General features: G+C 71.2%; 17 protein-coding genes and 2 pseudogenes. 7 read left to right on the top strand and 12 right to left on the bottom strand.

Annotation, left to right across the window (positions count from 1 at the left end; genetic code table 11):
* Positions 1 to 20 precede the first annotated feature (20 nt).
* Together E3328_RS08405 and E3328_RS08410 are read left to right on the top strand one after the other, a co-directional pair.
* Positions 21 to 419, top strand: coding sequence for a nascent polypeptide-associated complex protein (locus E3328_RS08405; RefSeq protein ID WP_135364127.1), 399 nt, complete (start codon positions 21 to 23; stop codon positions 417 to 419).
* Positions 416 to 1,144 carry a methyltransferase domain-containing protein gene (locus tag E3328_RS08410; protein WP_135364128.1) on the top strand — a complete coding sequence of 243 codons (729 nt, stop codon included), beginning with the start codon at positions 416 to 418 and terminating at the stop codon, positions 1,142 to 1,144. The genes E3328_RS08405 and E3328_RS08410 overlap by 4 nt, the downstream gene beginning before the upstream one ends.
* A gap of 38 nt (positions 1,145 to 1,182) precedes the next feature.
* Here E3328_RS08410 and E3328_RS08415 read toward each other — a convergent pair whose 3' ends face one another.
* Together E3328_RS08415 and E3328_RS08420 are read right to left on the bottom strand one after the other, a co-directional pair.
* Positions 1,183 to 1,809, bottom strand: coding sequence for a DUF6517 family protein (locus E3328_RS08415; RefSeq protein ID WP_135364129.1), 627 nt, complete (start codon positions 1,807 to 1,809; stop codon positions 1,183 to 1,185).
* Positions 1,810 to 1,835: 26 nt separating this feature from the next.
* The gene (locus tag E3328_RS08420; RefSeq protein WP_135364130.1) at positions 1,836 to 2,162 is read right to left on the bottom strand and encodes a transcription factor S; all 327 of its coding nucleotides are present in this window, start codon (positions 2,160 to 2,162) and stop codon (positions 1,836 to 1,838) included.
* A gap of 121 nt (positions 2,163 to 2,283) precedes the next feature.
* Here E3328_RS08420 and E3328_RS08425 point away from each other — a divergent pair, with 121 nt between their 5' ends.
* Entirely contained in the window at positions 2,284 to 2,577 is a 294-nt protein-coding gene (locus tag E3328_RS08425; RefSeq protein ID WP_135364131.1) for a hypothetical protein, read from the top strand.
* An 80-nt stretch (positions 2,578 to 2,657) separates the two neighbouring features.
* On the opposite strand, the gene E3328_RS08430 is transcribed toward E3328_RS08425, so the two are convergent.
* The 7 genes and pseudogenes from E3328_RS08430 to E3328_RS21920 form a co-directional block, all read right to left on the bottom strand.
* Complete coding sequence (locus E3328_RS08430; RefSeq protein ID WP_135364132.1) at positions 2,658 to 3,593, bottom strand: cell division protein CdpA domain-containing protein; 936 nt, start codon at positions 3,591 to 3,593, stop codon at positions 2,658 to 2,660.
* 150 nt (positions 3,594 to 3,743) lie between these two features.
* A complete protein-coding gene (locus E3328_RS08435) occupies positions 3,744 to 4,043 on the bottom strand; it encodes a hypothetical protein (RefSeq protein ID WP_135364133.1) in 300 nt (99 codons plus the stop codon).
* Positions 4,044 to 4,056: 13 nt separating this feature from the next.
* A complete protein-coding gene (locus E3328_RS08440; protein ID WP_135364134.1) occupies positions 4,057 to 4,581 on the bottom strand; it encodes a DoxX family protein in 525 nt (174 codons plus the stop codon).
* 171 nt (positions 4,582 to 4,752) lie between these two features.
* Positions 4,753 to 5,238: pseudogene (locus tag E3328_RS22520) on the bottom strand (alkaline phosphatase family protein); the annotation flags it as partial.
* Positions 5,239 to 5,628: 390 nt separating this feature from the next.
* A pseudogene (locus tag E3328_RS08450) lies at positions 5,629 to 6,672 on the bottom strand (alkaline phosphatase family protein); the annotation flags it as partial.
* A gap of 92 nt (positions 6,673 to 6,764) precedes the next feature.
* Positions 6,765 to 6,905 (bottom strand): hypothetical protein, encoded by a 141-nt coding sequence (locus tag E3328_RS21915; protein ID WP_167837344.1) that lies wholly within the window; start codon positions 6,903 to 6,905, stop codon positions 6,765 to 6,767.
* 150 nt (positions 6,906 to 7,055) lie between these two features.
* The gene (locus E3328_RS21920) at positions 7,056 to 7,226 is read right to left on the bottom strand and encodes a DUF7331 family protein (protein ID WP_167837345.1); all 171 of its coding nucleotides are present in this window, start codon (positions 7,224 to 7,226) and stop codon (positions 7,056 to 7,058) included.
* 509 nt (positions 7,227 to 7,735) lie between these two features.
* Here E3328_RS21920 and E3328_RS08455 point away from each other — a divergent pair.
* On the top strand, positions 7,736 to 8,545 hold the full coding sequence (locus tag E3328_RS08455) for a helix-turn-helix transcriptional regulator (RefSeq protein ID WP_135364135.1): 810 nt from the start codon (positions 7,736 to 7,738) through the stop codon (positions 8,543 to 8,545).
* A 21-nt stretch (positions 8,546 to 8,566) separates the two neighbouring features.
* On the opposite strand, the gene E3328_RS08460 is transcribed toward E3328_RS08455, so the two are convergent.
* Positions 8,567 to 9,100, bottom strand: a complete 534-nt coding sequence (locus E3328_RS08460; protein ID WP_135364136.1) for an inorganic diphosphatase — start codon at positions 9,098 to 9,100, stop codon at positions 8,567 to 8,569.
* A 199-nt stretch (positions 9,101 to 9,299) separates the two neighbouring features.
* Here E3328_RS08460 and E3328_RS08465 point away from each other — a divergent pair, with 199 nt between their 5' ends.
* Positions 9,300 to 9,662, top strand: coding sequence for a PadR family transcriptional regulator (locus E3328_RS08465; RefSeq protein WP_135364137.1), 363 nt, complete (start codon positions 9,300 to 9,302; stop codon positions 9,660 to 9,662).
* 1 nt (position 9,663) lies between these two features.
* Here the strand turns inward: E3328_RS08465 and E3328_RS08470 are convergent, their stop codons facing one another.
* Both E3328_RS08470 and rnhA read right to left on the bottom strand, forming a co-directional pair.
* Complete coding sequence (locus E3328_RS08470; RefSeq protein WP_246022936.1) at positions 9,664 to 10,284, bottom strand: DUF7108 family protein; 621 nt, start codon at positions 10,282 to 10,284, stop codon at positions 9,664 to 9,666.
* 27 nt (positions 10,285 to 10,311) lie between these two features.
* The gene (gene rnhA, locus E3328_RS08475) at positions 10,312 to 10,905 is read right to left on the bottom strand and encodes a ribonuclease HI (protein ID WP_135364138.1); all 594 of its coding nucleotides are present in this window, start codon (positions 10,903 to 10,905) and stop codon (positions 10,312 to 10,314) included.
* A 111-nt stretch (positions 10,906 to 11,016) separates the two neighbouring features.
* Between rnhA and E3328_RS08480 the strand changes: the two genes are divergently transcribed.
* Positions 11,017 to 11,949, top strand: a complete 933-nt coding sequence (locus E3328_RS08480; protein ID WP_135364139.1) for a M48 family metallopeptidase — start codon at positions 11,017 to 11,019, stop codon at positions 11,947 to 11,949.
* A gap of 166 nt (positions 11,950 to 12,115) precedes the next feature.
* The gene (gene nreA, locus E3328_RS08485) at positions 12,116 to 13,366 is read left to right on the top strand and encodes a DNA repair protein NreA (protein WP_135364708.1); all 1,251 of its coding nucleotides are present in this window, start codon (positions 12,116 to 12,118) and stop codon (positions 13,364 to 13,366) included.
* The last annotated feature ends 99 nt before the right edge of the window (positions 13,367 to 13,465 follow it).

The raw sequence follows: 13,465 nt of genomic DNA on the forward strand, positions 1-13,465 counted from the left end.
CGGGCGACGGACGTGGGGGTATGTTCCCAGGAGGCGGCGGCATGAACGACCGCAAGATGCAGCAGATGATGAAGCAGATGGGCATCGACATGACCGACCTCGACGCCGAGGAGGTCGTCATCCGGACGCCCGACGAGGAACTGGTCTTCACCGACGCGGAGGTCCAGCGGATGGACGCCCAGGGCCAGCAGACCTACACCATCGTCGGCGAGCCGGAGTCCCGCGAGCGCGGCGAGGGCGACAGCGGGAGCGACGACGAACCGGCCATCGAGGAGAGCGAGGACGGCGGAGCAGCGGAGATCCCCGACGAGGACGTTGAACTGGTCGCAACGCGAGCGGGCGCGAGCGAGGACTCGGCCCGCGAAGCGCTGGAGGAGACGAACGGCGACCTGGCGGCGGCCATCGAGCGGTTAGAGTGAGCCTGCTGTTCGTCCACGAGGCGGAGGGCCGCGAGTACCTGCTCGCGCCGGGCGAGACGCTGGAGTGCGACCTCGGCGTGCTGGAGGTGCCCGAGGACGTGGAACCGGGCGAGGTCGTCGAGACCCACATCGGCGAGCCGTTCACCGCGCGGAAGCTGCGCGGACCGGATCTCTTCAACCACTTCGAGCGGACCGGCGCGCCGATGATGCCCCGCGACATCGGGCTCATCGTGGGCCACACCGGGATCTCCGGCGCGGACGACGTGCTCGACGCCGGCACCGGAACGGGCGTGCTGGCGGCGTACCTCGGCCGCTGCGGCGCGTCGGTGACGACCTACGAACGGGACCCGGAGTTCGCCGAAGTGGCCCGCGAGAACATGGAACTGGCGGGCGTGGCCGACCGCGTGGACGTGCGGACCGGCGACGTGACCGACCAGCTGGGCGATCTGGGCCGGTACGACGCAGTGACGCTGGACACCGAGGACGCGCCGACGATGGTCGAGCGGACGCCCAACCTGCTCCGGGACGGCGGTTACGTCGCGGTGTACTCGCCGTTCGTCGAGGCGACCCGCGAGGCCGTCTCGGCCGCCGAGGCGGTCGGGCTCGGCGAGGTCGAGACGCTGGAGACGATCCAGCGTGAGATGGACTTCGACGACCGCGGCTCGCGGCCGTCGACCGCGGGCGTCGGCCACACCGGCTACCTCACCTTCGCGCGGCGGGTGTAGCGCCCCCTCTTCGGCGGTTCTCCGTTTCGACCCGCCGGTCAGCCGACGGCTCGCACGAGGTCGAACAGGGCCCCCCGGTAGTCGTCGACCGACCCGTCGAGCGCCGGGTCCGCGGCGTCCGGAAACCGGCCGGCGAGCGACGAGCGGGGGTAGGCCCCGCCGGCGAGGCGGATGTCGCCGTCGGCCCAGGCGCCGACCCAGCCCTCGACCGGGACGGGATCGCCGTCGGGCAGCGGCACCTCGCCGGTCACCTGCCGGAGCGCGACCCGCGAGCGGTCCCCGGTTCGGATCCGCTCGCGGCGGCCCCGCTCGACGCCGACGACGCCGCGGTCGGCCAGGTCGTCGGCGAACCGCCGGACGGCCTCGGTCTTCACCGACGGGAGCACCATCGCGGGACCGATGCCCGGCGCCAGCGGCGGGCGGAAGGCGAGCCGCGTGGCGAAGAAAAAGCGCCAGGACTGGTCGACGGCGCCGCCGGTCGCCGCGCGGACGGCCGCGCGGAGGGCGGTGTCCTCGTAGACGACCGTGCGGCCGCGCACGTCGGCGCCCTCGACGCCGAACAGCGTCTCGGTGGTATCCTCGACGCGCTCCCAGGCCCCGTCGAGGCGGTCGACGGGGACGGCCGGAGCGGGTACCTCGTCGGCGTCGTCGGGAGCGCGCGGCACGTCGGCCTCTCAGAACCGGGCGTACTTCAGTGGTCGTCCTCGCGCCACTTGTGCTCGCACTCGGTGCAGGTGAAAAAGCGCGTCTCGCTCTCGTCGGCCGCGCGGATCTGTTTCATCTCCCAGAACGCGCGGTCGTTCCCGCACTCGGGACACCGGATCTCCGTGGTCGCGCCCATGTCCTCGGCGTCCACCTCGGAGGTGTCGATGACCTCGGTCTCCTCCTGGCCCTGCGTCGTGACGGCGGTCTCGGCCTCCTCGGCCTCGTCGCGCCGCTCCTCGTAGCCGCAGCTGCCACAGACCCAGGTGTCCCCCTCGGTTTTCATCATCGAGCCGCATTCGTCGCAGAACTTCATACCCGCCGTAGCGGGCCACCGACTGAAAAATCCCCCGTTTCGCGGTATCGGATGCCCGGCGCGACGGCGGGGCGACCGGCCGACAGATACATCCGCCCGATCGCCGTACTGTCGGTTCAGTGTGACGACGGGCGTCCGCACCGTCTACGCGGTCGGCTTCGGGCTGGGACTGGCCGGGAGCGTCGCGGCCGCCGCCGGCCTGGCGCTCGCCGGTTCGCCGGCGACGGGCGGGATCGCGCTCGGGGCGACGTTCGTCTTCGTCCTCGGCCTCGCCGACGTCTTCGACCGGGAGGACTTCGATCGGGACCACTCGCTGGCGTACCGCCTCGGCAACTGGGGCGGCGCGGTCCTCGCGGTCGCGCTCGGACTCGTGATGCTCGCGGTCGGCGTCGCCTCGGTCGTCGCGTTCGGGTGACGCCCGACCCGGCGCCGTCGGACGGGAGCGATACGGAAAATCGACGAGACACCGCGGATTCGCGTGCCGGCCGGATACGTCTAGTTCGCCTCGGACCACTCGTCGCAGGCGTCCATGTCCTCCATGAGCTCGTCGTCGAGGCCGCAGTAGGGAGTGATCTTCCCGTCGACCTTGACGTACTCGAAGTGGGCGCAGTTGCCGCAGTAGGCGTCGGGACGGCCGCGCTCGCTCGCGGCCTCGACGAACTCGGCGTCGGTGAACTCGCCGTCCTGAGGACCGGCCTCCGCGCCGTTCTCGACGGTCGCGGAGCCGCCGTCGGCGGCGGCGCCGGACTGGCCGGCGGAACCCGACCGGCCGTCCCCGGCGTCGGCGAGGATCTCGGCGTCCCGGCCGTGGCCGGTCGGCTCGGAACTCGGCGGCTGGTCGCGGTTGGTCTGGGTGCGGACCTCGCCCTGGGGCTCCGCGCCGAACAGGCCGACGGAGCCGAAGCCGCCGGCGGGCTCGGCGTCGTCGACGAGGCGGATGTTGCCCTCCTCGGTGATCTCCATGCGGGCGGTGCCGCCGGGGTCGTTGCGGGTCTTGAACGTGGCGAGGCCGGCGAACAGGCAGGTGAGCGACACCAGCGCGCCGGCGAAGTAGACGACGACGGCCGCGAGCCCGAGCGGGTCGCCGGCGCCGAACCACTGGTCTGGGTAGGCGACCCGGAACAGGGCGACGCCGAGGACGGCGACGCTGGCGCCGATGACCGAGGCCGCGCGGGTCGCCCGCCCGGCCGGGAGGACGGCGAACACGCCGAGGAACGTGGCCGGGAGGCCGAGGCCGGCGAGCGTGCCGGCGAGCGTGCGCGCCGCGATGCGGTCGAGCCCCAGCGTCGCCCCGACGTCCGTCGTCGCGACGACGATGCTCGCGACGACCATCGCCGCGCCCGCCCCGAAGAGCGTCGCCCCGGCGTAGAACCGACGAGAGGTCGTCACCGTTCGCAGGTGCCCCTCGTACACTTCGGTCAGGCTTGCCATACGCGACCTTCTCCGTGAGAGACCATAACGACCCGTCAGACGCGCGTCCGACGGTCCGGCGCGGCCGCCGGTCGGCGCCGAGAGGTCACGCGGAAACGTGAACGGGAAGCGCGGAGGGGTCGCACAGAAACCGAGCGGGGGACGGGGGAGCTAGTCCGCGGTCATCTCGACCTGCCGGGTGTCGGGCTCGCCGCCGGGCACGGCGGCCATGCGGTAGACCTGCCAGAGCAGCAGGACGGCCAGGCCGGCGACGACCAGGAGGACCCTGAGGTTGGCGTCGACCATCGGCGTCGCGATCACTTCGCCGGCGTCGTTGGTCACGGGCGCCGCGCCGTAGGGCGGCCCCGCGAGTATCTCGACGATGCCGAGGCCGACGACCCCCAGCAGGATCAGCCCGGCACCGAGTGCCATCGCCGCTCTGTCGACCGTGGTGATGATAGTGTCCTTCATTGGTCTCACCTCGTCAGCCGAGGATGTACTTGAGCTTCGGGTGCCGTTCGACGAACCCGGTCTGCTCGATGAGCGCGTCGCCGCCGTAGTAGCGGCCGGCGGCCAGCGCGGCCAGGGTCACGAACAGCAGCAGGCCCATGAAGTCGCCCGTCACGAGCCCGTTGCCGTAGCCGGCGTTGCCGACCCAGAACAGGGTCATGAAGACGGCCCCGCCGAAGGCGGCCAGCCGGGTGAGGACGCCGAACATGATCCCGAGGCCGATGAGCGTCTCGAACAGCGGGACGCCCGGCCTGATGAGCCACGCGAGGTTCTCGCCCATCCACACCGGGATGGGACCCAGCGCCGTGCCGGTCATGCCCCGCATGTACGCCGGCCCGTAGCCGTAGGCCAGCCCGTCCTCGATGAGTTTCGTCACGCCGGCGTGGAGGAACCACCAGCCGACGATGACTCTGAGCACCGCGACCCAGTACTTCGCGACCGGGCCGCCGATGTCGAACGCGAACTCCTCGCCCAGCGGGTTCGCCGTGTTGGTTGCCATGGTCGTCACCTCACATGTGCAGCTTGCGGGCGAGAGTGCATATAAACGGGAGCGCGTTCCCGGGGTCTGAAAATTCCCGGACGGCGCGGCTACGGCGGGGGACGATACATAAACACCCAGTCGAACGGGGGCAAAAGCAGTCAGCCAGTCCCGGGAGCGCCGCGACTCGGCTCAGACGAGCGAGGAGCCGTCGAACTCGCCGCGCTCGTAGTCGATGTCCATCAGGTCGAGGATGGTCGGCGCGATGTCGAAGAGATCCACGTCGGAGATGCGGGCCTCCTCGTCGTCGATCAGCAGCGTGGCGTTGTCGAAGCTGTGCATGCCGTTGCGGGCCGCGAACTCGACGAAGGGGTCCTTGCGGCCCTTGAAGCCGGCCTTCAGGTCGAAGCCGTGGTTCGGGACGATGGTCAGGTCCGGCGCGATGTCGTCGTGGTCGCCGCGGAAGGCGTCCTCCTTGGTGACGACGCGGTCGGCGACGGGCTCGCCGTTCGGCCCCTCCAGCGCTTCGAGCTCCTCCTTGAGTTCGGCGCGGACTTCCTCGTACTCGTCTTCCGGGACGCTCCCGCGGGGTTCGCGGCCCTCGAGGTTGAGGTAGAAGCGACCGGGGATCAGCGAGTAGGCCTCCGCGTCGTCGGCGATGTCCGGGAGTTCGGTGTGGGTGTACTCCAGCACTTCGCGGTCGGGGTCCAGGTCCGTCCCGAGGTCGACGCCCTCCGCGGCGGTGACGGAGATCCGGAACCCGCCGTCGGAGTCGTCGACGGACACGTTTTCGAGGAGCTGGGTGGAGTCGGCCTTGTCGGCCCCCAGGGACTTGGGGGTCACGTCGGAGAGCGTCTCGAGGACGTACTCGCGGGCGTCCTCGGTGAGCGCGACGACGGACCCGTCCTGCGGGTAGGCGTCGCCCTCGGCGCGGACCAGGTCCGCCTCGACGTGGAACTGTTCGTCCTCGCCGTCGTCGGTCTCGACGACGTGGGTGTCCACGTCCACGTCGTCGGCGTCGACGAGGACGGCGCGCTCGTCGCCCTCGTCGACCACGGCCGGCGTGGCATCGTGGATGGCGGCGACGGCCTCGTCGCGGGCCTCCTCGTCGTCGGCGACCAGGCGGCCGTCCTCGAACTCGGCGGCCAGCGTCGCGGGGTCGACCAGCTCGTCGAGGTCGCCGGCGTAGTCGGCGTCGAACTCCAGGCGGTCGCCCTCGCGGAGCCAGGCGCCCAGCTGGAACGTGTAGTCGCTGTCCTGTTCGTAGGAGAGCCAGCCGTTCTCGCGGAGCCAGGCGTTGCAGTTGACCTCGTAGTCGAGGGAGGTGAACCCGTGGTCGGAGGCGACCATCATCGTCACGTCGTCGGGCAGCAGGTCGCGCAGTTCGCCGAGGTACTCGTCGACCTTCTCGTAGAACTCGACGAACTCCTCCTTGTATTCGCCGTCCTCCTCGTAGTCCCGGAACAGGAAGTGGTTGACCCGGTCGGTCGCCATGAAGACGCCGAAAAAGAGGTCCCAGTCGTCCTCCTCGACGTAGTGTCTGAACGCCTCCTGGCGGGCGTCGAGCGTCGCGTGGGCGTCCTCCATGAACTCGCCCTTGTCGGTGTGGCCGAGGCTGGCGTTGGTGTCGATGCGGTAGTCGATCGACTGGAGGTAGTCGCGGAACTCGTCGGGGTAGGCGGACTTCTCGACGCCCGGCGAGAGGAAGCCCGAGACCATCCGCTGGACGTCGCGCTGGGGCGGGAACGTGGTGACGACGTTCATCACGGTGGCGTCGCGGCCGGCCTCCTGGACGCGGTCCCAGACGCGCCTGGTCTGGACGTCCCGGCGCATCGGGACGTACGTCTCGTAGGAGCCGTTCTCGCGGTCCTGGAAGCCGTAGACGCCGGTCTCGCCGGGGTTCTTCCCGGAGGTCAGCGCGGGCCAGCACGCCGAGGACTCGGGCGGCACGATGCTGTCGATGGCGCCGGCCGACCCCTCGTCGATGAGCCGCGAGAGGTTCGGGAACTTCTCCCGGTTGTCGGCGATGAGGCTATACGGCACGCCGTCGATGCCGAAGAAAGCGACCCGCGGCTCGTCGTCGCCGCCGCGGATGCGGTCGAACAGTCCCATGCCTCCGGATACCGCGGTGGGGCACAAGAAGCTTCTTTTCGCGGACAGGCTCGGGGGGCGTCGGTGACGCGCTCAGCCGCCGCTCGCCGCCGTTACTCCGCACCGTCGCCGACCGGCCGGTCGACCGCCGCCTCGTCGCGCTCGCCGCGATCCTCGGGATCGTCGCCGGCCGCGAAGTTCTCGGGCACGACCGTCATGTGCGCCATCCCGGTCGTCGGTGTTCTGGTCGCCATACACGTCGACGTACGGGCGCCGCCCCCAAGTAATTACCCATGCTCATAATTCATGGGTCGAGCGGGGTCGGATGCGCGGGAGGCATATCGGCGGGGGGCGGACCTCGTCCGGTGGGCCGCCCGGGCGAACGGAGCGACGGTCTCGACGGCTCAGCGCATCGCCTCGCGGTCGACGGCGCCGTCGGAGACGATCCAGCCGTCGGGTTCGCTGGTGTCGAAGACGACCGTCTCGCCGTCGCACTCGACGGCGACGTACCGTTCGGAGACGGCCGAGACCTGTTCGCGCAACGCTTCCGCGGAGGGAGGGTCTGAGTTCTGCATCGGGGTCACCTCGGACGGGTACGACTTGGACCCGACGGGCCATATAGGGGGCCGACCTCGTACGTGAGTTCACCCCGCTTCAGGTCGTTTCACGACCGTTCATATCGGCCCGCAGTCCCGCGATTAAACGCTTTACGCGCCCCGGCCGGCGGGCCGCCCCACGACACGGCGTGTCGTCCCGACGGCGCGTGACACTATTACCCACCGCACGGATCGATCGGACGACAGGCGACCGGGGCCGCCGGACCGGACGACCGGCGACCGCGGTGCTCGCGACCGACGGGGCCGCACGACCGACAGCCTCTGACAGCCGGCTCGGGTGGGTGGACGCTGGGCCGAACGGGTCCGGGTTGGCGCGGACGGGCGCGGTCGGCGGTCCGGCGGCCGCGGCCCTGTCAGTCCGGACGGGCGCGCGCCCCGAAGCGTCCCTCTCCCCCCTCGCGGCGTCGACAGCCGCGCGTCCCCGCGGGTCGGGGCGTTTTTGCCGCTGGCGTCGAGTGTAGGAGACGATGCACCCGGATTCCGACGAGTCTGGGGACGGTCCGCGCGACGCCCTGGCGTTTCTCTCCCAGTCCGAGAACCGCGTGGGGGTGCTGGCGGCGCTGTCCGACGGCGCCGCCCGCGACCGCTACGACCTGGAGTCGGCCGTCGACGCGTCGCGGCGGACGGTGTTGCGCGTCGTGAACGAACTCTCCGACCGCGGCTACCTCCGCGAGACCGACGACGGCTACCGCCTCACCGCGCTCGGCGCGCACGTCCACGACCAGTACGCCGCGGCCGTCGACGGGCTGGACGCCGTGGCGCCGGTCGCCTCGTTCCTCGCGGCGGTCCCGGCGGGCGTCGTCGACTTCGACCTCGCGCGGCTCGCCGACGCCGAGGTGACGGCGGCGACGCCCGGCGGCTCCTACGCCCCGCTCGACCGGACGCTGGAACTCCGGCGCGGGGCCTCGCGGATCCGCGAACTCGCCCCCGGCGTCGAGCGCCGCAGCGTCGAACAGATCGCCGACCGCGTCGAAGCCGGCGAGGAGGTCGAGATCGAGATCGTCCTCACCCCGGCGTCGCTGGAGACCGCCGAGTCCGAGGACCAGTACGCGGCCGCCCACGAGGCGGTCGCCGCCGCCGACAGGGTCGCCCTGTACCTGACGCCCGAGCCGTTCGAACTGCCCGTGAGCGTGATGGACGAGACGGTGACGCTCTTCTCGGGAGGTACGGACGGGCGCCCGGAAGCGGTCCTCGAGACGGACGACCCGGTCGTCCGCGAGTGGGCCGAGTCCTACATCGACCGCTACGTGGGGCTGGCCGAGCGGATCGACGGCTGACCGCGAAAACCGGCTGGCGCGTCAGGCGAACTCTTCGTCGTAGAGGTCCTGGGCGTGCTCGATGGCGTCGTAGGCGGACTGGCGGTCCTCCCAGCCCAGCGTCTCGACCTCCTTGCCCTCCTCGAGGTTCTTGTAGGTCGCGAAGAACTCGTCGATCTCGTCGAGGGTCTGCTGGGGGATGTCTTCGAGGTCCTCGATGTGGTCCCAGCGGGGGTCCTCGCTGGGGACGGCGATGACCTTGTCGTCCTGCTCGCCGTCGTCGTCCATCTTCATCAGGGCGACGGGGCGGGCCTCGATGACGCAGCCGGGGAACGTCTGGTCCTCGACGAGGACGAGCACGTCGAAGGGGTCCTCGTCGTCGTAATAGGACTGCGGGATGAACCCGTAGTCGGAGGGGTAGTGGACGTTGCTGTGGAGCACGCGGTCGAGGACGACGCCGGGGATGTCCTTGTCGTACTCGTACTTGTTGCGCTCGCCTTTGAGGCACTCGACGACTGCGTAGATCTCCTCGGGCGGGTTCGGCCCCGTCTCGAGGTCTTCCCAGAGGTTCGACATCACCCGCGAGTCCGCCTGGCGCCGGCAAAGGCCTTTCCGTTTCGTCCGCCCGCCGCCAGGATCCGGACGAACTCTCGGGTAGCGGTAGGATTATCATTCGGTGATATCATCCAGATAAGCGGCTGACGCGGGGGGTATCCTCACGGATAACGGAAGAAAGTTAACAAGTGTTAAATAGCCAGATGACATTCCACTAACCATGTCAGAGGCACAATCGGTGACTGACAGCCCCGGAATCGCACGCGAACTGACCGCGTTCCAGCAGAACATCCTCGTCATCCTCGGGGAGGAGCCCCGGTACGGACTGGCTATCAAACGTGAACTCGAGGACTACTACGACGACGAGGTCAACCACGGCCGGCTCTACCCCAACCTCGACGACCTCGTCGAGATGGGCCTGGTCGAGAAGAGCGAGCTCGACAAGCGCACCAACCAGTACGCCCTGACCGACGAGGGCTACGAGACGGTGCTCGACCAGCTCTCCTGGGAGTTCTCGAAGCTCGTCACGAGCGAGGACCGCGCCGACGACCTCCGCGAGCTCGTCGACGCCGTCCAGGAGTAAGCTACTCCAGCGGACAGCGCTCGTCCGCGACCGCGAACGCGACGCGTACCGATTTTTCGACGACCGCGCGCTGGGCAGCCGTCGGCCACGCGTTGCGCCTGTAGTAGTCCTCGAGGAACTCCCGTAGCTCGTCGGCCGTCGCGTCGTGGATCGGCTTGGCGTAGTGGTTGCCCATGAAGTCGGCGAGCGCCGCGACGTTGGCCGCGTGGTCCTCGCCGTGGTCCGCGCGCACGTCGGCGACGACATCGCGGTTGTACTCGTCGATCTCCGCCCAGTCGTCGCCCTCGCCGGGGCCCGACAGGGGGACCTCGATCCCGCGGTCGATGTCCTCGATCCGCTCGGTCCGGATCTCGCCGTCCTCGACCCACTCCTCGGGGTGGAGCACGAGCACATCGCGGGTCTCGTCCTCGCGGACGCGGGCGGTGTAGTCGTGGTCGGCGAGCCGCTCGTCGCGGTCGCGCCGGTAGGCCGCCGCCTCCGCGTCGACGGCGGCCTCCCTGGCGAGTCTCGTGAGCCGCTCGGCCTCGTCGACGACCGGTTCGGGCGGGAGGTCGTCGGGGTCGCTCTCCTCGTCGGCCAGTACGTCCGGCGCTTCGCTGGGGTCGGGTGTCTCGTCGGGCATTGTGGGTATCCGGCTCGTGGGGCCCGGTCAGGCCTCGTCGAGCGCCTCGTTGGCGAGTTCGTCGGCGCGGTCGTTTATCTCCCGCGGAACGTGTTCGAGCGACCACTCCTCGAAGCCGGTCAACAGCTCCCGGACGGTGACCCGGTACTCCCGGAGGTCGGGGTCGTTGGTGTCCCACTCCCCGCGGACCTGCTTGACGATCAGCTCGGAGTCGCCCCGCACGTCGACCTCGTCGAACCCGTAGTCGCTCGCCACGCGCAGCCCCTCGATGAGCGCCTCGTACTCGGCCTGGTTGTTCGTGGCGCGGCCGATGGTGTGGCCGCCCTCGGCGACGATCCCGTCGCCGCTGACGACGACCCAGCCCACCGCCGAGGGGCCGGGGTTGCCGCGGCAGGCGCCGTCGAAGTAGACGTGCGCGCGGCCGCCCCCTTCGCGGATCAACCCCTCCAGGTCCGCGGGGTTGGCCCCCTGGATCACGACCTTGTCGTCGTAGGCGACCGCCGTCGCGTCGCCGCGCTCGGCGCGCCAGCGCTCGTGGTCGGTGTTGCCCGGCTCGACCTCCACGCCCGCCTCTTCCAGCCGCTCGCGGGCCACCGCCGCGTCGCACTCGACTGTCGGCATCGTCCCCACCTCGCCGGCCGGCGGCCATATGGGTTCGGATCCGCTCGCCGCAGGGCTGACATCACCCCCGCACCGACTCCTTTTGCCCCGGCGGGCCGAACGACCGGTATCGTGTCGCCGACGCGCAGACTCGCCCGCGAAGTGGGGTTGCCCGCGGCCCACCGGCTGGTCGACGCGCTCCTGCTCGCCGTCCTGGCCGCGGCGCTGGTCGCCTGCCACGCGGCCGGGATGGCGCCGGCGGCGGTCGCGGCGCTCGCGCTCGCGAGCTTCGGGCTGGAGTTCGCCGTCGGCCGGGTCGTCACCGACGGCCTCTTTCGCGGGCTCGAACTGGCCGACGAGGCGCCGCCCCGCCTGCGCCGGACCGTCGCCGGGGTGGCCGCCGACCTGGGCGTGGCGACGCCGTCGGTGGTCGTCGACCGCGAGAGCGCCGGCGGCGTGTCGGTCCTCGGCGACGGCGACCGCGCGGCCGTCGTCGTCTCGGCGCCGCTGGCCGAGCGCCTCGACGACGCGGCGCTCCGGGCGGTCGTCGCCCACGAACTCGCCCACCTCTCGCTGGGCCACGTCCGCCGGGTTCCGGTCCGCGAGGGCGCCACCCACGCCGTCGGCCTGGCGGCCTGCTGGCTCGTGGCCCTGCGGCACCTCCCGCCGACGGTCGCCGCGCTCTGCGGCGGCGCCTTCCTCGCCGCCGGCGTCGCCCGCTCGAACGAGTTCAACCGCCTGCTGTACGTCCTCGCCAGCGCCGGGACCGTCCTCGTCGTCGGGGCGCTCGCGGCCCGCGCGAACCGGCTGGAGGAGTACCACGCCGACGACGTGGCCGTCCGGGCGACGAGCGCGGCCGACTTCTGCACCGGGCTCTACGCCGTCGGACTGCTCGGCCACGCCGACGACGCCGTCGCCGGCCGCTCCCCGTTCGGCGCGGGCCGGACCCGGCTGGAACGCGTGACGGCCGACCACCCGACCGTCGAGTCGCGGCTGGCCAGGTTCGGGCTCGCGCCCGACGACGTGGCCGAGCGCGCACCGACCGGGAAGGCGGCCGACGGCTGACGGACGGGGGCGCGCTCGACCAGCGACCGGTAGACGACCGGCCGACAGCCTGCGACCCACCGGCGGTCGACCGGCCGCCGCGGTCGGTCGGTCCCGCCCCGGTCGCGGGCGCCGGCACCGACCCATTCAAGCCCGTGGGGACGGTAGGGTCGGGCGAATGGCGGGCATGCGCCTCGACGACTTCATCGAGGACTTCCAGCGCGACGAGGCGGCCGAGAAGCGCCGGCTGGCCGAGGAGAAGTCCTACGAGATCACCGAGTACCTCGACGGCGTCGAGCGGGAGTTCCAGCAGGCGGTGCAGGGCGACTCGATGTTCGGGTCCACGGCTCCAGAGGTGTTCGTCGGACGGTCGGGCTACCCGAACGTCTCGACGGGCGTGCTCTCGCCGATGGGCGGCGACGCCGACGCCGCCGACTTCGCGACCAGCGGCGAGTGGTACCAGCAGGGCTACGGGATCGACGACGTGCTCCAGCGGCGGACGGGGATGCTCAACTCCACGCGGTCGGCCAAAGTGGACGTGTCGGACGTGTGGGACGGGTTCGTCGGCACCCAGAGGGAGGTGGCCATCGCCGACCACCCCGTCGACGTGGAGGTCGGCCTCGACGGGACGCCGGACATCGACCTCTCGCTGGACGACATCTCGACGCCGACGGGCCCGCGCGCCCGCGCAACGAACGCCGACCTGGCGGAGAACCCCCACGTGCCGCGGCCGGTCGAGAAGACCCTGGAGGACGACGACTGGGCCGCCGAGGGGGCGATGACCTACCTCTACCGCCGCGGGTTCGACGTGTACGACATCAACACGATCCTCTCGGCCGGCGCGCTGGGCCAGGGGCACGAGCGCAGGCTCGTCCCGACGCGGTGGTCGATCACCGCCGTCGACGACACCGTCGGGAAGTACCTGCGCGGCGGACTCCAGCACAGCGACACCGTCGACGAGGTCTCGGTCTGGACGAACGAGTACATGGGCAACCGCTACTGGGTGATCCTCGCCCCGGGCCAGTGGGAGTTCGAACTCGTCGAGATGAAGGCGCCCGAGAGCGTCTGGAACCCCGCGGCCGACGACTACTACCTCGCCAGCGCCCACGAGGGCTGGGAGGGCCGAACGGGCTACGTCGAGGAGACCGCCGGCGCCTACTACGCCTCGCGGCTGGCGGTGCTGGAGCACCTCCACGAGCGCGACCGGCAGGCCAAGGCCCTCGTGCTGCGGGAGGTCACCGACGAGTACTGGGCGCCGGTCGGCGTCTGGCAGGTCCGCGAGGGGGTCCGCCACGCCTTCGACGGGGAACACGGCGTGGCCGAGAGCTTCCGCGACGCGCTCGACGCCGTGCTCCCGGCGGTCCCGGTCCCCCTCGGGCGGCTCCGCCGGAAGTCCAACCTCGTCGCCGGCCTGCAGACGTCGATCTCCGACTTCTGAGCGGCGACCGTCCGGACGGACCTCGGTGGGATGCCCGACGGGCGGCCGCGCGACCGCGGGAGTGTCACGTCGGAAGGGTTTTCGCGCGTACGGACGTAC

The organism is Halosimplex halophilum (assembly GCF_004698125.1).
Taxonomy (GTDB): Archaea; Halobacteriota; Halobacteria; order Halobacteriales; family Haloarculaceae; genus Halosimplex; species Halosimplex halophilum.